Annotated in this window: 23 protein-coding genes; 10 read left to right on the forward strand and 13 right to left on the reverse strand. The window is 45.2% G+C overall.

What is annotated here, in order from left to right:
- The 5 genes from grxC (at position 1) to M301_RS02965 (ending at position 2,825) form a co-directional block, all read left to right on the forward strand.
- Positions 1–258 (forward strand): glutaredoxin 3, encoded by a 258-nt coding sequence (gene grxC, locus M301_RS02945; protein WP_013147272.1) that lies wholly within the window; start codon positions 1–3, stop codon positions 256–258.
- Between the two features lie 85 nt (positions 259–343).
- A complete protein-coding gene (gene secB / locus M301_RS02950) occupies positions 344–823 on the forward strand; it encodes a protein-export chaperone SecB (protein ID WP_013147273.1) in 480 nt (159 codons plus the stop codon).
- Between the two features lie 32 nt (positions 824–855).
- On the forward strand, positions 856–1,314 hold the full coding sequence (locus tag M301_RS02955) for an SH3 domain-containing protein (RefSeq protein WP_041359339.1): 459 nt from the start codon (positions 856–858) through the stop codon (positions 1,312–1,314).
- A complete protein-coding gene (locus M301_RS02960; protein WP_013147275.1) occupies positions 1,315–2,307 on the forward strand; it encodes an NAD(P)H-dependent glycerol-3-phosphate dehydrogenase in 993 nt (330 codons plus the stop codon).
- Positions 2,307–2,825 carry a metal-dependent hydrolase gene (locus M301_RS02965; RefSeq protein ID WP_013147276.1) on the forward strand — a complete coding sequence of 173 codons (519 nt, stop codon included), beginning with the start codon at positions 2,307–2,309 and terminating at the stop codon, positions 2,823–2,825. Before M301_RS02960 ends, M301_RS02965 begins: the two co-directional genes overlap by 1 nt.
- A 1-nt stretch (position 2,826) precedes the next feature.
- On the opposite strand, the gene trmL is transcribed toward M301_RS02965, so the two are convergent.
- Positions 2,827–3,291: a tRNA (uridine(34)/cytosine(34)/5-carboxymethylaminomethyluridine(34)-2'-O)-methyltransferase TrmL gene (gene trmL, locus M301_RS02970; RefSeq protein ID WP_013147277.1), complete on the reverse strand. Its 465-nt coding sequence runs from the start codon at positions 3,289–3,291 to the stop codon at positions 2,827–2,829.
- Positions 3,292–3,349: 58 nt separating this feature from the next.
- Entirely contained in the window at positions 3,350–4,072 is a 723-nt protein-coding gene (locus tag M301_RS02975; protein WP_238524659.1) for a ComF family protein, read from the reverse strand.
- Positions 4,073–4,141: 69 nt separating this feature from the next.
- Between M301_RS02975 and bioB the strand changes: the two genes are divergently transcribed.
- Genes bioB through bioD form a run of 5 tightly spaced genes read left to right on the forward strand, consistent with a single transcriptional unit; the run spans position 4,142 to position 8,717 of the window.
- Positions 4,142–5,155, forward strand: a complete 1,014-nt coding sequence (gene bioB, locus M301_RS02980) for a biotin synthase BioB (protein WP_013147279.1) — start codon at positions 4,142–4,144, stop codon at positions 5,153–5,155.
- 14 nt (positions 5,156–5,169) lie between these two features.
- Positions 5,170–6,327, forward strand: a complete 1,158-nt coding sequence (bioF, locus tag M301_RS02985) for an 8-amino-7-oxononanoate synthase (protein WP_013147280.1) — start codon at positions 5,170–5,172, stop codon at positions 6,325–6,327.
- Positions 6,324–7,130, forward strand: coding sequence for a pimeloyl-ACP methyl ester esterase BioH (gene bioH / locus M301_RS02990; protein ID WP_013147281.1), 807 nt, complete (start codon positions 6,324–6,326; stop codon positions 7,128–7,130). Before bioF ends, bioH begins: the two co-directional genes overlap by 4 nt.
- Before the next feature lie 4 nt (positions 7,131–7,134).
- Positions 7,135–8,043 (forward strand): malonyl-ACP O-methyltransferase BioC, encoded by a 909-nt coding sequence (gene bioC, locus M301_RS02995; protein ID WP_013147282.1) that lies wholly within the window; start codon positions 7,135–7,137, stop codon positions 8,041–8,043.
- 17 nt (positions 8,044–8,060) lie between these two features.
- Positions 8,061–8,717, forward strand: coding sequence for a dethiobiotin synthase (gene bioD / locus M301_RS03000; RefSeq protein ID WP_013147283.1), 657 nt, complete (start codon positions 8,061–8,063; stop codon positions 8,715–8,717).
- Here the strand turns inward: bioD and M301_RS03005 are convergent, their stop codons facing one another.
- From M301_RS03005 to M301_RS03055, 11 genes are all read right to left on the reverse strand, one after another.
- Positions 8,718–10,292 carry a M48 family metalloprotease gene (locus M301_RS03005; protein WP_013147284.1) on the reverse strand — a complete coding sequence of 525 codons (1,575 nt, stop codon included), beginning with the start codon at positions 10,290–10,292 and terminating at the stop codon, positions 8,718–8,720.
- 103 nt (positions 10,293–10,395) lie between these two features.
- Positions 10,396–11,049, reverse strand: coding sequence for a nicotinate-nucleotide adenylyltransferase (gene nadD, locus M301_RS03010; RefSeq protein WP_013147285.1), 654 nt, complete (start codon positions 11,047–11,049; stop codon positions 10,396–10,398).
- Positions 11,050–11,060: 11 nt separating this feature from the next.
- Positions 11,061–12,323 (reverse strand): glutamate-5-semialdehyde dehydrogenase, encoded by a 1,263-nt coding sequence (locus M301_RS03015; protein ID WP_013147286.1) that lies wholly within the window; start codon positions 12,321–12,323, stop codon positions 11,061–11,063.
- Positions 12,316–12,684, reverse strand: a complete 369-nt coding sequence (locus M301_RS03020) for a YfeK family protein (RefSeq protein ID WP_013147287.1) — start codon at positions 12,682–12,684, stop codon at positions 12,316–12,318. The genes M301_RS03015 and M301_RS03020 overlap by 8 nt, the downstream gene beginning before the upstream one ends.
- Positions 12,685–12,688: 4 nt before the next feature.
- Entirely contained in the window at positions 12,689–13,714 is a 1,026-nt protein-coding gene (gene holA, locus M301_RS03025) for a DNA polymerase III subunit delta (protein ID WP_013147288.1), read from the reverse strand.
- A gap of 9 nt (positions 13,715–13,723) precedes the next feature.
- The gene (locus M301_RS03030; protein WP_013147289.1) at positions 13,724–14,221 is read right to left on the reverse strand and encodes an LPS-assembly lipoprotein LptE; all 498 of its coding nucleotides are present in this window, start codon (positions 14,219–14,221) and stop codon (positions 13,724–13,726) included.
- Positions 14,222–14,224: 3 nt separating this feature from the next.
- A complete protein-coding gene (leuS, locus tag M301_RS03035; protein WP_013147290.1) occupies positions 14,225–16,735 on the reverse strand; it encodes a leucine--tRNA ligase in 2,511 nt (836 codons plus the stop codon).
- Between the two features lie 451 nt (positions 16,736–17,186).
- A complete protein-coding gene (adk, locus tag M301_RS03040) occupies positions 17,187–17,840 on the reverse strand; it encodes an adenylate kinase (protein ID WP_041359341.1) in 654 nt (217 codons plus the stop codon).
- Positions 17,841–17,894: 54 nt separating this feature from the next.
- Entirely contained in the window at positions 17,895–18,674 is a 780-nt protein-coding gene (gene rsmA, locus M301_RS03045; protein ID WP_013147292.1) for a 16S rRNA (adenine(1518)-N(6)/adenine(1519)-N(6))-dimethyltransferase RsmA, read from the reverse strand.
- A 21-nt stretch (positions 18,675–18,695) separates the two neighbouring features.
- Complete coding sequence (gene pdxA, locus M301_RS03050; protein ID WP_013147293.1) at positions 18,696–19,694, reverse strand: 4-hydroxythreonine-4-phosphate dehydrogenase PdxA; 999 nt, start codon at positions 19,692–19,694, stop codon at positions 18,696–18,698.
- Between the two features lie 28 nt (positions 19,695–19,722).
- Entirely contained in the window at positions 19,723–21,015 is a 1,293-nt protein-coding gene (locus M301_RS03055; protein WP_420794846.1) for a peptidylprolyl isomerase, read from the reverse strand.
- Positions 21,016–21,071 lie beyond the last annotated feature (56 nt).

A 21,071-nucleotide genomic window follows, 5' to 3' on the forward strand; every position in this document is an offset into this window, starting at 1 on the left:
ATGGCTAAAGTCACTATGTATTCTACGGCGGTATGCCCGTATTGCATCAATGCAGAGCGCTTGTTAACTAGCAAAGGTGTGACTGATATCAATAAAGTGCGCATTGATTTACAACCTGAATTGCGTAATGAAATGATGCAGAAAACAGGCCGCCGAACTGTGCCGCAGATTTATATTGATGATCGTCATATCGGTGGCTTTGATGATTTGCGCGCGCTAGATTTGGCGGGCGGATTAGACCCGCTGTTGGCGTTGTAAAAACTATTGTCTAAACTCTGTTAAAATATCACTTTTATGTAATCACTTATTTAACCTTTTATTTAATTAGAAACTAAAGAAAATCATGGCTCAAGAAGATAACGCAGCACAAGAACAAGCTCAACCAGGCTTCAGCATCGAAAAAATCTACGTAAAAGATGCGTCACTAGAAATTCCAAATGCACCACAAATCTTTACTGATCGCACGCAACCACAAGTGAGCATTGAGCTGGGTAATTTCGCGCAAGTACTTGAAGAAGGCGTGTTTGAAGTAGCAATTAAAGTCACAGTAACTTCAAAAATCGAAGATAAAACTGTGTTTTTGGTTGAAGTAACACAAGCGGGTATTTTCCAAATTCGCAATGTACCAGAAGAAAATATCGAGATGATTGCAGGCATCACTTGCCCAAATATCTTGTTCCCGTATGCACGCGAAGCAGTTTCTGATTTAGTGGTACGTGCTGGTTTCCAACCAGTATTGTTAAACCCAATCAATTTTGAAGCATTGTTCGCGCAGCAAAAACAGCAACAAGCTGAAGCGGCTCAATCTGCAACTAAACAATAGTTAAAACGCTGCTTTACTCTATGATATTTTCTATGATTAAAAGCAGCAAACACCTACTGATTGTTTTATCTATTCTAGCGCTCTTGCCCGCAACGGCATCAGCGCTAGATTTTCGTTCAGTCGCAGTTTCTAAAGCTGTGCTTTATGATGCGCCATCCAATGCCGCAAAAAAAGTTCTGTTGTTAAGCCAAAACTACCCTGTTGAAGTTATCGTCAATTTAGGCGATTGGCTTAAAGTACGCGATGCACAAGGTGCACTTAACTGGGTAGAAGCAAAGCAGCTATCAAATAAACGCACGGTAATGGTCACTGCAAGTAAAGCTGAAATTAGACAGTCTGCTGATGCCACCTCAAACTTAGTGGCTACGGTAGAAAAAGATGTAGTGCTTGAGGTCGTAGATGCCAAACTGAGTAATGGCTGGCTTAAAATCAAGCATCGTGATGGGGTTGCTGGATACATTTTAATATCATCAACCTGGGGTTTCGAATAAATGGCTAAAATTGCAGTTTTGGGAGCAGGTGCTTGGGGAACGGCGCTAGCCATGAACATTAGCCAGCGCCACCAAGTTTCACTTTGGGCACGAAATGCCGGCCATGTTTCAGGTATGCGCAAAGCGCGTGCCAATCCGCTTTATTTGGGTGATTTTAAATTTAACGACCAGTTGCTTGTGGAGGATGATTTAGCCACGGCGTTGCAGGGTGCAGATTTAATATTGTCAGTTGTTCCAACTGCTGGCTTTAGAGGCATTCTCCAAGATATCAAAGCGCTTGGATGCAAGCTGCCGATTATTTGGGCGCACAAAGGTTTAGAGCCATTATCAGCCAAACTTCCTTATGAAGTCGCCTTAGAAGAGTTAGGTAGCGAGCAAAAATGGGGTGCGCTGTCAGGCCCAAGTTTTGCTGCGGAATTGGTACGTGGATTACCTACAGCCGTCACACTTGCTGCTAATGATGAAGCGTTTGCCAATGAAGCGGCTTTGCTGATACATGGTGCGAACCTGCGTGTTTATCACACCACAGATGTGATTGGTGTTTCAGTAGGCGGTGCCGTTAAAAACGTCATGGCGATTGCAGCAGGTATTTCTGATGGTATGGGTTTCGGTAATAATGCTCGTGCTGCAATGATTACTCGTGGCTTAGCTGAAATGACCCGTTTTGGCGTAGCACTTGGCGCTTCCACTGAAACATTTATGGGTTTAGCAGGTGCGGGCGATTTGATTTTAACCTGTACTGGACAATATTCAAGAAACCGTGAAGTTGGATTGCAATTGGCGAGCGGCAAGTCATTAGCGGATATTCTGCAAGGCTTAGGTCATGTGGCTGAGGGCGTGAATACTGCGCGTGAAGTGATGCGTCGGGCGAGTACGATAGGTGTTGATATGCCCATTACTTACGAAGTCAATCAAGCGCTTTCCAACGGCAAAAGTGCAAAAGATGCAGTGACAGACTTACTCGGACGTGAGCAAAAACCAGAGGCAATTTAGTGCCGTCCATTTTTTCTCACGCAGTCGTTCCTATCGCTGCAAGCTTAGGCTTAGGTAAAGTCATTAGCCGCCGCTTATTAGTTTTTTCAGCATTTTGCGCCATACTGCCAGACTTTGACACGCTAGCCTTTAAATTTGGTATTCCGTATTCATCACAATGGGGTCATAGAGGATTTGCTCACTCCATCACCTTTGCTGTTTGTGTTGCACTGATAGCAATGTGTTTTAGCCGCCCATTAAAAAGTAAAGTGTGGCTTATTGGTTTAATGGTTTTTCTCGCCACAGTATCTCATCCGCTATTAGATATGTGCACCAATGGCGGCTTGGGCGTAGCGCTGTATTGGCCTTATTCTAACGAACGCGTATTCTTTGATTTTCGGCCGATTGCCGTTTCGCCGATAGGTGTTAGCCGCTTCTTTACCGAGCGCGGTTTTGCGGTGATGAAGTCAGAGTTTCTTTGGGTATGGCTGCCATCGATTATTTTACTTTTTACCTTGCGCGGCATACGGCGTAAATAAGTTATACGCCACCCTCAAAACCTATTTGCCGCCAAGCCTCATACAGCAACACTGCTGCAGAGTTAGATAGATTAAGGCTTCTGCTATCTGGCAGCATGGGTAAGCGCAGTCTATGCTCGGCTGTAAATTCCGCACGAATTTCTTCAGGCAAGCCGCGTGTTTCTGGGCCAAATACAAACACATCCTCTGCTTTAAATTGAATCTCACTATGTCGCGTGCTGCCTTTGGTCGTAATTGCGAATAAACGCTTGCCAGTTAGAGACGCTTTACAGGCCTCCCAATTTTCATGCACTTGCATCGTTGAATACTCGTGATAATCCAAACCAGCGCGCTTGAGTTGTTTGTCATCTAGACTAAACCCTAAAGGTTTTACTAAGTGTAAAGCCGCGCCAGTGTTGGCGCATAGCCTGATGATGTTGCCCGTATTTGGTGGAATTTCCGGCTCAAATAATACGATGTGAAACATTTGAAATGACACTTTCTATAATTGGCATGCCTATGAAACAGGAATGACGGTAAGTTAATTACTTTGGCAGCGTTCTTGCTACTACCCAACATTCTACATGGGCAGCACCCGCTTGTTTTAATGTTTTAGCTAACTCATTAAGGCTGGCGCCAGTTGTCATCACGTCATCGACAATGGCGATGCGCTTGCCGTTCAAATGATTGCTGACTGTAAATGCACCTTTGATATTTCTCACCCGCTCTTTCAGTGGCAGGCTGGCTTGTGGAGGCGTGAGTTTCAGGCGTTGTACAGATAGATAATCTAATTTCTCAGGCTTATTCTTTGTGATGATTTTGGCGATTTCTAGCGCCTGATTAAAGCCACGTTCTTTGAGGCGCGTTGGGTGCATAGGCATGGCGATCACTAAATCTACGCTGGATGGATTGATTTTATTACTCAACATTTCCCCAAAAATGTGACCTAAGTTGAGCATACTACCGTACTTGTAGCGTTGCATCATGGCATCTAAGGGAAAGTCATAGGTCAACAAGCTGTGGGTTGCATCAAAATCTGGCGGTGAGTTTAAGCAACTGCCACATACCAAGCCGTTTGAAGACAGGCCGCATTGCGGGCATTGTGGCGCGTTGTGCCAAGGCAAATCTTTATAGCAGGCATCACATAAGCCAAGCCTCCCGCCATCATTGGCTGCGCATAGTAGGCAGCGCTGTTTGAATAAACGATCAAACAGCATAGTCGAAGCGCTGTTATGTAGAAACTGCTTAAATATTAATCTAATGTTCAATATTTGCGTCACTTTTCATTGACAAGGTATAATCTCGCTATAAATCAAGCTTCTAAAAAGGAACAGCACATGCTAGAAACTGCACCACATGCCGTCATTAATACGGATAGTCTAAAAGCCAATCTCAACCATGCGTGTGAAACCAACACTGTTGATCGTTGGAGTGTAGCGGATATTGTCGCATTATTTGAGCTGCCTTTCAGCGATTTAATGTATCAAGCGCAAACCGTGCATCGTGCGAATTTCAACCCGAATGCAGTTCAGGTGAGTACTTTACTATCGATTAAAACTGGCGGCTGTTCAGAGGATTGCGGCTATTGCCCACAAGCAGCGCGTTACCATACTGAAGTGGAAAATGAACCTTTAATGAAGCTTGAGGATGTGGTTGCCGCCGCGCAGGAAGCGAAAGACAATGGTGCAAGCCGCTTCTGTATGGGCGCTGCATGGCGCGGTCCTAAACAGCGCGATTTAGAGCCAGTGCTGAAAATGATTGCCGAAGTTAAAGCGATGGGTTTGGAAACTTGCGCAACATTAGGCATGTTAAAAGATGGTCAAGCTGAGCAGTTAAAAGAAGCGGGTTTAGATTATTACAACCACAATTTGGACACCGCGCCAGAGTTTTACGGCGATGTGATTACCACGCGTACTTATCAAGACCGTTTAGATACATTGGATCGCGTGCGTAGCCAAGATATTCATGTATGTAGCGGTGGCATCATTGGTATGGGTGAAACGCGTAATCAACGTGCTGGATTGTTGGCGCAATTGGCGAATATGGAACGTCCTCCTGAAAGTGTGCCTATCAATTTACTTACGCAAGTTGAAGGTACACCGCTGCATGGTACTGAAGAATTAGATCCTTTTGAGTTTGTGCGCACCATTGCCGCGGCTCGTATCACCATGCCGAATAGCTATGTGCGTTTGTCAGCAGGCCGTCAAAGCATGAGTGAAGGCATACAAAGTATGTGCTTTTTAGCCGGTGCCAACAGTATTTTCTATGGCGAAAAGTTACTGACAACCGCGAATCCTGAAGCTTCGACCGACAAGAAGTTATTCGAAAAATTAGGCATCAATAAAATCTAGGGTGAATGTCTAACATGCTGGCTTCTTTACAACTCGCGTTAGATAAACGCAAAGCGGAGGGTTTGCTTCGCCAAAGGCGTTTGCTCGACTCTCCGCAGGCAGAGCATATCGTTGCGAATAATAAGCCTTACTTATCATTCTGCAGTAATGATTATTTGGGCTTAGCGAACCACCCAACACTTATCGCCGCGATGCAAAAAGCGGCTGGCGATTCAGGTGTCGGTAGTGGTGCTTCTGGGCTTGTGACAGGTCATCATCGTTATCATGATGACTTGGAGAAGCAGCTGGCCAAGTTTGTGAATATGCCAGCAGCATTGTTATTTTCTGCAGGCTATATGGCGAATATCGGCGCATTAGGTGCATTAGTAGGGCGCGGAGATGCGATTTTTGCGGATAAATTAAATCATGCGTGTTTAAATGATGGCGGCTATTATTCGCTAGCCGAGTTCAACCGTTTCGCGCATAACGATGTGGTGGCGCTTGAAAACCTACTTAAAGCCAGTACAGCGCGGCATAAACTGATTGCCGTTGATGCGGTATTTAGTATGGATGGTGACATTGCGCCATTGGCTGAATATTTAGCACTTTGCGAAAAGTACGATGCTTATTTATACATTGATGATGCACACGGCTTTGGTGTGTTGGGAGAACATGGTCAAGGCTCGTTGAATCACCTCAAGTTAAAGTCGCCACGCATCATTATGATGGCAACCTTAGGCAAGGCTGCGGGTGTGGCAGGCTCTTTTGTGGCGGGTGAAAGTGTGGTGATTGATTACCTGATTCAAACTGCCAAAAGCTATGTCTACTCAACGCCTGCGCCACCAGCGCTTTCTGCCACACTATCAGCCTCGGTCAGCTTAATTGAGCAGGGTGATGATTTACGTACGCATTTACGCAGCTTGATTAGCTATTTTAAAGAAAATCTGCAATGTAAAAGATGGCAGTTGATGCCATCTGAAACGTCCGTACAACCTTTAGTTGTAGGTGATAATCTTGAAGCGCTGGCATTAAGTGAGTATTTGCAAGGTCAAGGCATATTAGTGCCGGCAATTCGTCCACCCACAGTGCCAGTGGGTACAGCTAGATTGCGTATTTCGTTATCGGCTGCTCACTCGCTAGATGATATCAAACAACTGATTTCAGCCATCCAGCAGGCAGAGCAAGCGCTATGAATATTGTTCCCGCGAACATCTATATGGAAACCACAGGCAGTGGCCCAAACCTAGTGCTACTGCACGGCTGGGGCATGAGTGGTGCGGTGTGGCAGCCCATCATAAAAAGTTTGAGTAAATCATTTACGCTGCATATTGTGGATTTGCCAGGGATGGGTCTAAGCCGTCCGACGGAGCCATACCACTTGCATATCATTGCAGAAAAAGTGGCCGAGATGCTGCCAGCGAATGCCGATGTGATTGGCTGGTCGTGGGGCGGGCAAGTCGCCATGCGCATTGCAATAGATCAGCCTGATGCGGTTCGCAGATTGGTATTGGTTGGTTCTACGCCATGTTTTGTGAATAAAGAAGAGTTTATGACGCAAGCTAAATGGACTTCAGGTATTGCACCTGAAGTGTTTGAGAGCTTCGCCGTGAGTATGGATGCGGATTATCACAAAACACTCACGCAGTTTTTAACGCTGCAATGTATGGGTGATAAAAGCGCAAGATTAACAGTAAGATTGCTACGTAGAAAGCTTGAAGAACGCCCCGCGCCAACCACTCAAACTTTACAGCGCGCTTTGGGTATTTTACTCGAGACAGATTTACGTGCAGAAGTTGATCGTCTCAGAAAGCCAACACTGTTAATTCATGGTGATAGAGATACGCTCGCGCCTGTGCAAGCTGCACATTGGATGATGCAGAATTTGCCTGTGGGTTATTTACGCGTGATTTCTGGCGCTTCGCATGCGCCTTTCCTGTCGCACCAAGAGCAGTTTGTGGATGCCGTTGTTCAATTCTTAGAACCTGCAAGCGCTTAACAATATGGAAGCTAAATTGACCGATAGTTACCACATTGATAAAGCGCGCGCGCGCGCTTCATTCGGCCGTGCTGCCGATACTTATGACGCTGCCGCAATCTTGCAAAAGCAAGTGCGCGAAGAAATGCTCAGCCGCTTAGATTTAGTTAAATTAAATCCACAAACCATATTAGACGCGGGTTGTGGCACAGGTTTAGCTAGCCACGCTTTGCAAAAACGCTTCGTAAAGTCGCAAGTGATTTCATTGGATTTTGCGTTACCCATGCTGCAAAAAACCCGCAGTACCAATCCCAATAATGGCTTAATCGGGCAAGTGAAAAACTTGCTCGGCGGCGCTAAACAGAATTTGTTGTGTGCCGATATTGAGTCGCTACCTTTGGCGAATGCAAGTGTTGGCTTAGTCTGGTCAAACTTGGCGATTCAATGGTGTAATGATTTAGATGCGGCTCTGCAAGAGTTTCACCGTGTGTTGCAGCCAGAAAGTTTGCTGATGTTTAGCACCTTTGGCCCCGATACACTCAAAGAGCTGCGTGTTGCCACCAGCGGGCACAATGGCACGACCAGTGTGAGCAGGTTTCTTGATATGCATGATATTGGTGATGCGATGGTGCGCGCAGGTTTCAGTGCACCAGTGCTAGATGTGGAGCGATTCACGCTTACTTACGATGATGTTAAAAGCGTTATGCGCGACTTAAAAAGCATAGGCGCACATAATGCTACTGATGGTCGTGCGCGTGGTTTGCTCGGTCGCGGCTTCTTGCAAAACTTAGAAGCCAATTATGAACAATTTCGTGTGGATGGCAAACTACCTGCGACATTTGAAGTGGTTTACGGACATGCTTGGCGTGGACAGGATCAGCCGAAGTTTGACGATGGCGTTTCGCCAGTCACGTTTAGACCTAGAAATAAATAGACCTGCAGAATACCAATATGGCGCAATCTTACTTTGTCATCGGCACGGATACCAATGTAGGTAAAACCTATGTGGCAAGCGCTCTGGTGCAACACTTTGCGGCGCAGGGTTTAAAAACCATAGGTATGAAACCTGTGGCCTCAGGCTGTGAGTTGAATGAAAAGAACGAGTTGATTAACGAAGATGTCACAGCTTTAATCTCAGCAAGCAATATCAACGCAGACCTAGGTTTAATCAATCCATATCGTTTCGTACCTGCAATTGCACCGCATATTGCCGCAGAACAAGCTGGCGTTAAAATCGATTTAGGCGTCATTCAAGAAGCTTATACGAAGTTAGCGAGATTGGCTGATGTGGTTGTTGTTGAAGGCGCTGGTGGCTTCTGTGTGCCTCTCAATAAAGCACAAACATTGGCTGATTTAGCGGTGCTATTAAATATTCCAGTGATACTGGTTGTGGGTATGCGCCTAGGTTGCATTAACCACGCGCTTCTAACTGTGGAGGCAATTCAAGCACGCGGTTTGAAATTGACTGGCTGGATTGCCAACAAGATAGAACCTAACTTTGCGATGTTTGATGAAAACTTAAGTAGCTTGCGACAACGCGTTAGTGCACCGTGTTTAAGTGTAGTTCGTTGGCAGGGCGCATTAAGTATTACAGCAAGTAACTTTTAATTATTTAGCTAGTTCTGCAGCCTCAATCACAACTTTATAAAGCTGTAACTCTTGCTGAGTTGCAATCCTCACCCCATTCACCGCCACTTGTCCTCGCTTATTTGACGCAATACCACCGCTAATCAACATAGGCTGGCTTTGAGCAATTGCGCGGCCAGTTTTTGCGTCATATTGAACCACCCTGACCTGTACGCGGTTAACGGCTAACGGCGTTGGATTAGCCACTACAGCATATAAATTGCCGAAGTTATCCGCCTGCGGTGCGGCTTGTAGATATTTTGCTGGGTGCTGAGGTAAATCTAAACGAACGTATTCCGCACTAGATTGTTTGCCAATTTCAGAGTTTGAGTCTGCCGCGACTGCATAATTTTTAAGTGCGCCTTGCATGTCACCGCGCTCTTCTGCCATTTTACCCAGCAGAAAATGGCTAGGTGCCGTTGGCAATAATGTGTTGCTTTTTGCGAGGTATTGTTCAGCCTCGGCTTTACGCCCCAGGTCGTACAATGCAATACCACCTTGCACATGTGGTTTAAAGTAACCGGGTTGCATCTGAATGGCTTTGTTGTAGTAAGTTAGCGCTTCGGCAGGTTTCTTTTGAGATAAGGCAATATCGCCTAGCAACTCCTGAAAACGCGCCTCGCGAGGTTCACCAGCAATCGCTTGTTTAGCCAGTGTGGTGGCTTTTGCCGTATCTTTTGCAGCAAGCGCTTTTACACCTTCATCGTAAGCTTTATAAGCTGCTTGCGTTGATTTCAACTTAGCTACTTTTTGTGCGTAGATTTCTCTACCCCAATCGCCACCCGCACCTATTTGAGCGAGAGTGACTTTATTTGCTGCTACACGAGCGTCGGAAGGAGGGTGGCTTGCGAATAAACCGTCGATAAAGTTACTCTGCCGCCCAGCGCTTAATTTTACGAAAGTCTCTTGCAATGTCACGGCAGCGGTTGGGTCGTAACCAGCTTTTTTCATATATTGCATGCCGTATAAATCCGCCTCGCTTTCGGCATCGCGCCCATATTTACTTGTGGCTAGTTGCGCGCCAACCTGAGCACCGCCTACAATCAAGTTAGCGTAATCGCTATTTTGTGTTCCTATGCCAACGGCAATCATCGCACCTTGCATGAATATGCCGCGCTCCATGCTTTTGGCGCCGTGACGTGCTGCGGCATGCACCATTTCGTGCCCCATGACGGCAGCGAGTTCAGCCTCGCTGTTTAACTCATACAGCAAGCCGCGATTAAAGGCGATTTTACCTCCAGGCATCGCCCAGGCGTTGGGTACGGAGTCATTCAATACCGTATATTCGTATGGCAATTTACGGTCAGAAACCGCGGCAAGTTTATTACCAACACTTTGCACATAAGCGGTCAGTTCTGGATCTATCACATAGTCGCCGCCTTGAGATTGCCTTGCAGGACCGTAGTTATGCGTGCCCATCGAGATTTCCTGCGATTCTGAAACCAGCTGAAACTCTTTCTTATGTGTCACTGGGTTGGTGCCACAAGCCGTGATGAGCAAGCTGATAGCTGTCACTAACATTAAAGTTAAGCTTTTAGCGTGTGGCGGGTTCAACATGAGCGTATCCGTTTGATATGATAGTTTTTTAAATACTATTAGAAGCATAGCGGAAAAATGTCAGTGCGTTAATAGTGTTTATCGGGCTAGAGGTAAAATATGATTAAGCTGAAACCGCGCTAAACAGCTGCTTAGCAGCAATATAATCTAGCACGTTCTCTGGCATTAAATAACGGGCAGAATGCTTAAGTTGTAAAGCTTGTCGAATAGCCGTTGAAGATATTTCCAGGGGGGTGATGGCTTGCATCGTAATCAGGCCTGCGCTACTTTCATGCAAGTCTTCCACATGTTCTGTGTAATGATTGTGTAAAAAGGTTTCTAACTCTTTTGTTAGCGACTCTTTATTGGTAGACGCAGGTCTTTGCACCAAGGCAATGTGGCACAGCTGGATAAGCTCTTGCCAGCGATGCCATGTATTGAGTTTAGTGAATGCATCGCTACCCATGATTAATATCAAACTTGCACTATCACCAAATTCGTCGCGCAAACTTTCTAAAGTCTCTACCGTGTATGAAGCGCCAGCCCTACTTAGCTCACGACCGTCAAACTGAAATTGTGAATTACCAGTAATCGCCAATTGCACCATGGCCGAACGGTGTTCAGAAGAAACTTGTGGCGGTGGCTTGTGTGGTGGATTAGCAGAAGGGATGAATTTAACTGCGCTCAAACTGAGTGAGTCAGCCAGTTCTTGCGCCATGCGCAAATGCCCAAAGTGAATGGGATTAAACGTGCCGCCCAGCAAGCCTATCGTTTGCACTTTTAGACCTTTTAAGCTCTTACGTGACCGTCGCCTAGAACAACATATTTAAGCGAAGTTAATCCGTCTAAACCAACAGGGCCGCGTGCGTGCAGTTTATCTGTAGAAATGCCTATTTCAGCACCCAGACCATATTCAAAACCATCTGCAAAGCGAGTAGAGGCATTTACTATCACGCTGCTAGAATCGACCTCACGCAAGAAGCGACGCGCTTTGGTGTAGTTTTCGGTTACGATCACTTCAGTATGTTGGCTTGAATGCTGGTTGATGTGCGCAATCGCTTCATCTAATCCATCGACTACTTTGCAGGAAATAATCGCCGCTAAATATTCAGTGTAATAGTCTTCTTCAGTCGCTGCTTTTGCTTGTGGCACGAGTGCTAATGTCTCCGCACAACCGCGAATCTCAACACCGTGTGAAATCAACATGTCAGCCAGTTTTGGCAACATCTCTTTGGCGACTGAACGGGCCACTAATAATGACTCCGCAGTGTTGCAAGTGCCTAAACGCTGAGTTTTGCTGTTTTCTAGAATGCGTAATGCTTTATCAAAATCGGCATCATCATCTACGTAAACATGGCAGTTGCCATCTAAATGTTTAATGACTGGGATGCGCGCATCGTTAGAAATACGCTCAATCAAGCCTTTGCCGCCACGTGGCACAATCACGTCTACGTATTGCTTCATGGTAATTAATTCGCCCACTGCAGCGCGGTCGGTCGTCTTGACAACTTGCACAGCAGAGGTAGGTAAGCCGGCAGCAGCCAAGCCTTCATGCACTAATTTAGCTAATGCTTGATTGCAATGAATCGCTTCAGAGCCACCACGTAAAATTGCTGCATTGCCAGATTTAATGCAAAGCCCCGCAGCATCTACCGTCACATTTGGACGCGCTTCGTAAATAATGCCAATCACGCCAAGTGGCACACGCATTTTGCCGATTTGAATTCCGCTTGGGCGATATTTGAAATCAGTCATTTCACCAATTGGATCCGCCAAGCTGGCGATTTGGTTTAAGCCTTCTACCATAGTGTTGATAGATTTCTCAGTGATGGTGAGTCTGTCCAGCATGGCATCATCTAAGCCATTGGCACGGGCTGCATCTAAATCGAGCTTGTTAGCAGCGAGCAGGGCTGTTTTTTCACGCAAGATTGCTTTGGCAATATGTGTAAGTGCCAGATTTTTAACATTGGTGTCGGCGCTTGCCATTAAGCGCGAAGCTTTGCGAGCCTCAACACCCATATTTTGCATATATTCTTGAATATTATTAGTCATGTTTTTCTGTACGGTAAGTTTTTAGTGTGTTGATAAACCATTGTTTACTTTCCACAGGTTTACTATCCCCACACTTTACCTCATACGCCTTACCACTGGCACTACTTTTTGAAGCACCAATGTCAATAAAACTCTCTGTTGTGCTGATGTAATTGTGATCGGCAAGGTATTTATATTTCTTTTGTAAATGCGCACTCGCTTCCGTTGCCCCATACCAGCTGCCGTTCCGATTAAATTTGCAGTCTGAACTTTCTAATGCTTTGAGCAGATATTGAATCTCTTGTTGAGTCGATGGGGCGATCATTGTGGCGAACACATTTGTTGAACAGGTAAATAGTAACGCTAAAAGTATTTTCTTCATTTCGCTATGATCTTGTTTTATTTGAACCAACTCTAGCTAAGCCAAAACACAATCTGGAGATTTCCAGCCAAGCATCACCCAGCATCACGCCTTTGGCCGTTTTATCAATATCGGCCAGTTTTTGCAGCGCGGCTTCTAGTTGTTTGAGATTTAATCTAGCCAAGGCGCGTTTCACTAAAGCTTGTTTCTCACCATAAATCCGCGCATTCGTCATCGCATTCATGATATTTTCACCACGCATTTCAGCTTGCTTGATACGTACCAAAGGACGTAACACCCACATTAGGGGGCTCATCACGGCTACAGCATTTTCGCCCTCATCTTGTAGACCTTGCAATATGCGCACAGTTCTTGCCGCATCCCCCGCCAGCACAGCTTCACCTAATTGAAACGCATCGTATCGTGAAACATTCAGTACAGCTTCGCGCACGGTGGCATCGCTTAATTCACCTTGCGGGTAGAGCAAGCCTAATTTTTGCACTTCTTGATTAGCTGCCAACAAGTTACCTTCAACCTGATGTGCTAAAAACTCCAATGTTTGTTGGCTTGTATGCTGACCTTGAAGCGCGAGCCTGCTAGCAATCCATTTGGGTAGATTGGCAGCATCGACTTCATTCAGCTGTATGGTGATAGCATTTTTCTCTAAAGCGCTAAACCATGCACTATTGGCCGCATCACGCTCTAATTTTGGCAGAATAATCACCACACAAGTATCGGGAATCGCTTTGGCAGCTAAAGCTTGCAGTGCTTTACCACCATCTACACCAGGTTTGCCAGAAGGGATGTTGATTTCTAATAAACGCTGGCTTGCAAATAGCGAGATAGATTGCCCGTAAGATTGAATTTGCTGCCAATTAAAGTAGCGCTCAACCGTTAATGTGGTGCGCTCATCATAACCTTGCGCACGTGCGGCGGCTCTAATCGCATCTAGGCTTTCACGCTGCGCAAGCGGCTCATCGCCCACTAAGATATAAAGCGGCTTTAAGCTTTGTGTGAGGTGCTTTTCTAGTTGCGCTAATGCTAATTGCATGTGAAGTAGCTACTCTGCCGCAGGTTTAATGGCAGTTAATCGACGCATCAATTCGCGCACCGCATCTTTGTGCATATCAAGATTTAACATGGCCTCTTCATCGCCTTTTCCAAGTAAGTCGGTATCGTTATATGAAAAGCTGCGACGTGTTTGCACGGTTTGTGGGGCGCTCCAAGTAGGGCTAGCCGGCGCACGAGTTCTAAAGCTGGCACGATAGTTCAATTCGTACTCACGCACCACACCCGTTCCGCTCAAGGACAGAATCCGTTTTTCATTGGCTTCACTCAATAATTCAAGTAGCAAGTCAGCTTGCTCCTCATTTTTCACTACTTGAATGCCGTTGGTTTTTAGAGATTTTTTCAAATCTTTCGAAATGCTTAGTGGCGCACCTTGAATATAAAGATTTTTGAAAGATAGATCTGCCACGCCGCGCAGCTGATATCCGCAGGCTGAGAGGGCTAATGCAAGTAAAAATACAACACTGATACGGCGTACGATGCTTTGCATAACTTACCCCACAACCACGTTAATGAGTTTATTTGGTACGACAATCACTTTGCGAACGGACATATTTTCTTCAATGAATTTTTGCACAAAAGGTTGCTGCAATGCTAGTTTTTCTAGTGCTTCTTTTGTTTCAGTTTTTGCTACGCTAATACTTCCACGCAACTTACCGTTCACTTGAATCACGTATTCTACGCTATCTTGCACCATGGCAGATTGATCTGCCACCGGCCAGCCAGCATCCAAAATATGACTTTGTGGGCATAACTCTGCCCAAATCGCTTGACAAATATGCGGCACGATAGGCGATAAAAGTAACGCGACATTCTGCAATACCTCTTGGCGCACGCTACGGGTGATTTCGTCGCTGCCTTCAAGTTTTGCTAAGGCATTCATCATTTCCATGACAGATGAAATCGCCGTGTTAAAGCTATGGCGGCGACCGTAATCATCTGCCACTTTTTCAATGGTGCTGTGCAATTGCAAGCGGATTGCTTTAAGCTCGGCAGTTAAATCACCTGTCGTGTAAGCGGCAATCTGACCTAATTCAAGATGGTCATATGATGCTTTCCACAGTCTGCGTAAAAAGCGATTTGCACCTTCCACGCCACTATCAGCCCACTCTAAACTTTGTTCTGGCGGCGCAGCAAACATCATGAATAAACGTGCGGTATCCGCGCCGTAAGTATCAATCAACTCTTGCGGGTCAACTGTATTGCCTTTAGATTTACTCATTTTTGTGCCTTCTTTCAGCACCATTCCTTGTGTAAGCAAATTGATGAAAGGCTCATCATTTTTAATTAAACCCACATCACGCATCAGCTTGTTGAAGAAACGTGCATAGAGTAAATGTAGAATAGCATGCTCAATGCCGCCTACATATTGGTCTACAGGCAACCAATAGTTCGCACGTTCGTCTGCCATTGCAGTTTTGCTGTCAAAGCTCGCATAGCGCGCGAAATACCATGAAGATTCAAAAAATGTATCTAAAGTATCTGTTTCACGTGTTGCTTTGCCGTTACACGTTGGGCAAGTTGTTTCGTAAAAGCTCGGGTCTTTTTTGATAGGAGAGCCTACACCATCCATCACTACATCTTCTGGTAATACCACTGGCAATTGTTCAGCAGGCACTGGCACTTCACCGCATTTTTCACAGTGAATGATAGGAATAGGACAACCCCAATAACGTTGGCGTGAAACGCCCCAATCGCGGAGGCGGAATTGTGTGCGGCGTTTACCTAGATTAACTTTATCTAAATCTGCTGAGATCGCATCAAATGCTTCGTCAGGCAATAGGTCGCTATATTTTTCAGAGTTTATTGTAATAACTTCATTTTTTTCTGAGTACCAATCTTTCCATTTACTTACGTCAAACTCATAATACGCATAGTCTTCAAGAGGTCTTGATTTTTCTCTAGTTCGCCAAACAGTGTTTTCATATATTGGTTTTATGGAAAGCTTGTATTTGATAGCAAACTCAAAATCACGTTCATCATGCGCAGGTACAGCCATTACAGCACCTTCACCATAACTAGCTAAAACATAGTTAGCCACCCAAACTGGTAACTGCTCGCCATTCAACGGATGAGTGACAAACAAACCAGTTGCCATCCCTTTTTTCTCAGCCGTTGCAACATCTGCTTCTGCGACGCTGCCGCGTTTACACTCCGCGATAAAGTCCCCTAAAGCACGGTTGTTTTGCGCAGCTTGTGTTGCTAAAACATGTTCAGCCGCAACCGCCACGTAGGTTGCGCCCATCAAGGTATCTGGACGGGTCGTATAAACTTTTAAATTACCATCTTGACCAACAATCGGAAACTCAACCTCGCAACCAAAGCTTTTGCCTATCCAGTTGCGTTGCATGGTTTTAACTTGCTCAGGCCAGCCATCAAGCTTATCTAAGTCGTTTAATAGTTCTTCAGCATAAGCCGTGATTTTCATAAAGTATTGTGGAATATCGCGCTTCTCAACCATTGCGCCACTGCGCCAGCCGCGACCATCAATCACTTGCTCATTCGCCAATACAGTGCCATCCACTGGATCCCAATTCACAGTTGATGTTTTTTTGTAGATTAGACCTTTTTTGAAAAGCTCAGTGAATAGCCATTGCTCCCATTTGTAATATTCAGGCTTACAAGTGGCGATTTCACGGTTCCAATCTACACCTAACCCCAACTGCTTTAATTGGGATTTCATGTGCTCTATGTTTTCATACGTCCATTTTGCCGGCGCCGTATTATTTTTAATCGCAGCATTTTCAGCAGGTAAGCCAAACGCGTCCCAACCCATTGGCTGCATCACGTTAAAGCCTTTCATTTTGTGAAAACGGCTCAATACGTCACCAATCGTGTAGTTGCGCACATGACCCATATGTAGGCGTCCGCTTGGGTAGGGAAACATGGATAAACAGTAGTATTTTGGTTTATCTGATTGCTCTGTTGCGGCGAAGGTTTGGTTGGCTTCCCAATAAGTTTGGGCAGATTGTTCGACTTCTTTGAAAGGATATTGCTGTTGCATGTGCGAGGCTTAAAGGTTAATTTTAGATTTAACGATTATACCTCTAAGCAGGGGGCGCGTCATTCAGGGTGTGATGTGGTGTTATGTTTCTAACAGACCGTCATTCCGACGAAAGTCGGAATCTAGTGACTTTGAATTTTAGATATTTGAGTATTGGTTATTTGTCGCTTTCGCGCGACACACGAGTTACTTTCTTTTGCTTAGCCAAAAGAAAGTAACCAAAGAAAAGGCTACCCCCTGTCGCTTATGCCCTGCGTTGCTCGTCTTAATGGGCGGCAATCGGAAACTCGCTTCGCTCAAACAGCCGATTGCCGAAATCTCCCATTAAGCCTGCGCTACTCGGCGCGACAGCAGGGGATTGTAATGCAGGGGATATGCCAGAAATTTATATAATCAGGACTTATGGTGTGCAAATTGAATTTATTTACACACCATTTGAGTTAAGTGAGCGTTATTTCAAAGCCGCAAAAATATTAGCTTTGATCGTTTCAAGTTCGCCTAAGCCATTTATTTTTACGTGTTTTGGTGCACCAACAGCGCCGCTTTTTGCCCAGCTGCCGTAGTATTCAACTAATGGTTCAGTTTGGTCGTGGTATTCAACTAGGCGTTTATTGACTACATCTGGTGCTTCGTCTGCGCGTTGTACTAGGTCTTCGCCTGTGATGTCGTCTTTGCCTTCAACTTTTGGTGGGTTAAATTTTACGTGGTAGGTGCGGCCGCTGGCTGGGTGGCTGCGACGGCCTGTCATGCGTTCCATAATTGCGCTGTCTGGTACGTCGATTTCTACTACGTAATCAATCGCTACGCCTGCGTTTTTCATGGCTTCAGCTTGTGGAATAGTGCGTGGAAAGCCATCGAATAAGAAGCCGTTTGCACAATCTGCTTCTTTAATACGCTCGTTGACCATGCCGATAATCACTGCATCTGGTACTAAACCGCCGCTATCCATAAAGCTTTTTGCTTCTAAACCCAATGGCGTGCCTGCTTTAACTGCTGCGCGTAGCATGTCGCCAGTTGAAATTTGCGGAATGTTAAAGTGTTGTTTAATAAAGGTGGCTTGTGTGCCTTTGCCTGCGCCAGGTGCGCCTAAAAGAATAATTCGCAAAATTTCCCCCAATGAATAGTTAAGTTTATTTAAATTTTATTTGGCTAAATTATATCAGCTAAGATAATTTGCAATAGCGACAAAATCTGAAACGGCTAAATTTTCTGCACGCTGTTGTGAGTCAATATTAAGTGCGGTAAAACCTTCGTCATTTAGTAGTTCTTTCAGCGTATTGCGTAAGGTTTTGCGGCGCTGCCCGAAGGCGGCTAACACTACTTTAGCGAAGATGGCTTCATCTTTAGCTACGAAAGGCAGTACAGCATGCGGTACGCAGCGCACAAAGGCCGACTCTACTTTTGGTGCGGGTTCAAAAGCTTCTGGCGGTACGGTGATTAAATAATCCATTTGTAAGCGATATTGCAGCATTACGCTAAGCCTGCCGTACGCCGCCGTTGAGGGCGAGGCTACCATGCGTTCTACCACTTCTTTCTGTAGCATAAAGTGCATATCGGTAATGGCGCTTACATTGTCGAGCAGGTGAAATAAGATTGGCGTTGAAATGTTGTAGGGCAGGTTGCCAGTCACTCGTAGATTATCGCCTAGACTTTTAAAGTCGAACTTGAGCGCATCAGCATTGTGAATGCTAATCGCGCTACTGGCGTAAGCTCGCTTGCCATATTCTGCCTGCATCCAAGCGATGATGTCGCGATCTACTTCTACTACGTGTAGAAGTTTTAATCTTTGTAATAATGGCTTAGTTAGCGCTCCTAAGCCTGGACCAATTTCCACCATCAGATCATCTGCTTTAGGTGATATAGCATCTACTAAGCTAGAAATAACGCCTTGGTCGGTAAGAAAATTTTGGCCGAAGCGTTTTTTTGCGATGTGTTTCATTGATGGACTTAATTTTTAGATTTAACTGATTAATTTATTGTGGGCTAGCGTGATTGCTAATTCAATAGCGGCTAGCATGCTGCCTATTTCAATGTTGCCTGTTCCCGCTAAATCTAGCGCTGTGCCATGGTCAACCGAGGTGCGGATAATGGGCAAGCCCAATGTTACGTTGACGCCTTCACCAAAACTGGCATGCTTAAGTACTGGTAAGCCTTGGTCGTGGTACATAGCAAGCACAGCATCGGCTTTGCTTAGATGATGTTTTGCGAATAAGGTGTCTGCAGGAAGTGCGCCTATCAATTGCATGCCTTCAGTGCGTAGCTTTTCAAGCACAGGATTAATGATGTCGATTTCTTCACGACCTAAATAGCCATCTTCACCTGCATGCGGATTTAAACCAGCCACTAAAATGCGTGGATTCTTCAAGCCAAATTTATTGACTAAATCGTGATGCAAAATTCGAATAGTGGCTTCTAAACTACTTTTAGTAATGGCGGCGGGCACATCTTTAAGCGCCAAGTGCGTGGTGGCAAGTGCAACGCGTAAGCCGCTACCTACCAGCATCATGACGACTTGTGGTGTATTGGTCAGCTCTGCTAAAAATTCAGTGTGACCGCTAAATGCAATGCCGGCATCATTGATAATGCCTTTATGTACGGGCGCAGTGACCATTGCATCAAACGCTTGGTTTACACATCCTAGTGCCGCAGTTTTTAGCGTTTCCAGTACATATTGGCTATTGCGCGCATCTAATTGTCCTGCCACAGCAGGTTGGTTGATGGCTTGATGTAACACAGTAATAGATCCATTGCCGAGATGTGCTGTATGCGATTTTGCAGAGTATTCTTGGATTTGAATACTGACATCAAGTGCTTTAGCTCGTGCTTGCAGCATGTTGGCATCCGCAATGATGACAACTTCGGCGTTAAGCGGTTGATGTGCTAACAATACGCATAGATCCGCGCCTATGCCAGCGGGTTCGCCGGCAGTGATTGCAATGCGTGGAAGTGATTTTGTCACGTTAAACTAAGCGGAAAGATTATGTAGCTTAAAACTTATCTTCAAGCCTAAGCTCAACGTAAGCACGGTCGCGCAACTCACGGATCCAGTCTTGATAAGCTTCATCTGCTTTACGTGCGCGAATTTCTTGACGGGCTTTCAAGCGAGCAGATTCCTTACTCATGTCTTGCGAGCGGCGCTCCATCACTTGAATGATGTGCCAGCCAAACTGACTACGCACTGGTGCGCTGATTTGCCCATCTTTAAGTGCGTTCATGGCATTCTCAAAAGGAGGGACTGTGTCACCGGGATTTACCCAGTTTAAATCACCGCCATTTGATGCTGTGGAATCTTCTGAAAATTGGCGGGCCAATACTTCAAATTTCTCGCCGTTATCAAGACGCTCTTTAATGGCATCAATTTTGGTTTCAGCCTCTTTGTCAGACATCACCTCGGTAATCTTGATTAAAATATGGCGCGCATGGGTTTGCTGAATGACTAGTGGAGAGTTGCCGCCACGTTTATTGGTAAGTTTGAGTAAATGGAAGCCATTTGGGCTGCGTAGTGGCGCTGAAACTTCACCTGCTTGCATGTTTTTTAATGCATCTAAGAACAATGCGGGCATTTGCGAACCTTTTTTCCAGCCCAAACTACCTCCTTCTAAGGCGTTTGGCGCATCAGAAAAACTTGCAGATACTTTAGCAAAGCTGACGCCAGAATTTAGTTGGCTCAGAGCCTCATCGACTTTTGCTTTTGCTTTTTGAATATCTTCTGTCGCGCCCTCTTCAGGCGTGCGAATCAAAATGTGTGAGATTTCAAATTCATCAGTATTTTCGTTAAGCGAGGCTTGTGAAGTTAAATAGTTGTCAATTTCAGATTCGCTTACGTTCACGCGGCCGTCAACTTCACGTTCTCTCAACCTTGCAACTGTAATTTCATTGCGAATATCTGCTCTAAATTTACGCATGCTGATACCGTCTTTGGCTAACGCCTCACTAAACTCAGTCAGTGTTAAGTTGTTTTGGTCAGCAATTCTTTCAACAGTTTTATCTAATTGATTGTCATCAACTTTAAGGCCAATTTGTGCTGCATACTGAATTTGCAAGGTGTCTGTAATTAAGCGTTCTAAGATTTGTTTACGTAAGACGCTTTCTTCAGGTAATTCCGTGCCTTGTTTTTTAAATTGTGCAGTGACAGTGGCAATGCGGCTTTCCAGCTCTTGCTCAGTAATCACCGTTTGATCGACGATTGCGACAATACGATCTAACTTAACAATATCTGCCGCTTGGGCATTAAATTGATTGCCGATAAAAAGTACGCTAGCAAGCAATATAAATTGAATTGCATGTTTAATGGCTGAATGTTTAATCACTATATGTTTAATCAAGGTGCGCAAAA

Origin of the sequence: Methylotenera versatilis 301 (genome assembly GCF_000093025.1) — a bacterium.
In the GTDB taxonomy this organism is placed as follows: Bacteria; Pseudomonadota; Gammaproteobacteria; order Burkholderiales; family Methylophilaceae; genus Methylotenera; species Methylotenera versatilis.

Excerpts from the sequence above, each read along its gene's own strand:
- bioD (WP_013147283.1), top strand. The coding sequence starts at position 8,061 with ATGGCGCAATCTTACTTTGTCATCGGCACGGATACCAATGTAGGTAAA.
- M301_RS02960 (WP_013147275.1), top strand. The coding sequence starts at position 1,315 with ATGGCTAAAATTGCAGTTTTGGGAGCAGGTGCTTGGGGAACGGCGCTA.
- bioB (WP_013147279.1), top strand. The coding sequence starts at position 4,142 with ATGCTAGAAACTGCACCACATGCCGTCATTAATACGGATAGTCTAAAA.
- bioH (WP_013147281.1), top strand. The coding sequence starts at position 6,324 with ATGAATATTGTTCCCGCGAACATCTATATGGAAACCACAGGCAGTGGC.
- M301_RS02955 (WP_041359339.1), top strand. The coding sequence starts at position 856 with ATGATTAAAAGCAGCAAACACCTACTGATTGTTTTATCTATTCTAGCG.
- trmL (WP_013147277.1), bottom strand. The coding sequence starts at position 3,291 with ATGTTTCACATCGTATTATTTGAGCCGGAAATTCCACCAAATACGGGC.
- M301_RS03015 (WP_013147286.1), bottom strand. The coding sequence starts at position 12,323 with ATGACTAATAATATTCAAGAATATATGCAAAATATGGGTGTTGAGGCT.
- leuS (WP_013147290.1), bottom strand. The coding sequence starts at position 16,735 with ATGCAACAGCAATATCCTTTCAAAGAAGTCGAACAATCTGCCCAAACT.
- grxC (WP_013147272.1), top strand. The coding sequence starts at position 1 with ATGGCTAAAGTCACTATGTATTCTACGGCGGTATGCCCGTATTGCATC.
- M301_RS03030 (WP_013147289.1), bottom strand. The coding sequence starts at position 14,221 with ATGCAAAGCATCGTACGCCGTATCAGTGTTGTATTTTTACTTGCATTA.
- M301_RS03005 (WP_013147284.1), bottom strand. The coding sequence starts at position 10,292 with ATGTTGAACCCGCCACACGCTAAAAGCTTAACTTTAATGTTAGTGACA.
- bioC (WP_013147282.1), top strand. The coding sequence starts at position 7,135 with ATGGAAGCTAAATTGACCGATAGTTACCACATTGATAAAGCGCGCGCG.
- holA (WP_013147288.1), bottom strand. The coding sequence starts at position 13,714 with ATGCAATTAGCATTAGCGCAACTAGAAAAGCACCTCACACAAAGCTTA.
- M301_RS03020 (WP_013147287.1), bottom strand. The coding sequence starts at position 12,684 with ATGAAGAAAATACTTTTAGCGTTACTATTTACCTGTTCAACAAATGTG.
- rsmA (WP_013147292.1), bottom strand. The coding sequence starts at position 18,674 with ATGAAACACATCGCAAAAAAACGCTTCGGCCAAAATTTTCTTACCGAC.
- bioF (WP_013147280.1), top strand. The coding sequence starts at position 5,170 with ATGCTGGCTTCTTTACAACTCGCGTTAGATAAACGCAAAGCGGAGGGT.
- secB (WP_013147273.1), top strand. The coding sequence starts at position 344 with ATGGCTCAAGAAGATAACGCAGCACAAGAACAAGCTCAACCAGGCTTC.